Origin of the sequence: Vibrio sp. 10N.222.46.A1 (genome assembly GCF_041473595.1) — a bacterium.
Taxonomy (GTDB): Bacteria; Pseudomonadota; Gammaproteobacteria; order Enterobacterales; family Vibrionaceae; genus Vibrio; species Vibrio tasmaniensis_A.
This window is the reverse complement of sequence record NZ_JBFRSN010001004.1, coordinates 1-507: the sequence shown is the minus strand read 5'-3', so window position 1 is coordinate 507 and position 507 is coordinate 1. Positions and strand designations below refer to the sequence as shown.

1 protein-coding gene is annotated in these 507 nt (G+C 42.8%); it reads left to right on the top strand.

Features of this window, described 5'->3' with window-relative positions; genetic code table 11:
• Positions 1–296 (top strand): HD domain-containing phosphohydrolase (locus AB4496_RS23070; RefSeq protein WP_372132105.1); only part of this gene is annotated, 296 nt, incomplete at its 5' end.
• Between the last annotated feature and the right edge of the window lie 211 nt (positions 297–507).

The window sequence follows — 507 nt, the reverse complement described above, 5'->3', positions numbered from 1 at the left end:
ATCCAAGGAAGCTCACAGCAGACGACCTTTCAATCCCAGAACGTATTCTGGTGATCTCTGATATTTTTGAGGCGTTAACCGCTGCCGATAGACCTTATAAGAAAGCGAAGCCAATCAGTGTTGCTGTCGACATTATGTACAAAATGGCGCTGGACGAGCATCTAGATATCGAGCTGTTTAGACTGTTTTTAACCAGCGGTACGCATATCCAATATGCAGAAGAGTATCTAAAACCGGAACAGATTGATTTTGTTGATATCAATAAATACCTCGAAGTGACTCGCCAGATTGCTTGACCAAAGGTTGGCTTGTTAGAACGAGTTCTATGAATGAAAGGCGCACATGAGTGCGCCTTTTTTATATCTGTGGTTTGGAGTTAAACGGAGAGGAAGGGTGTTGATACCTATATCTTGGTTGAGATCATTGATGGATGGGTCTGCGTTTTAAAAGTTGACTGTCAGTTGTCGACACATTGCTTTCGACCAACTTTGTGGTAGGCAAGGGTTT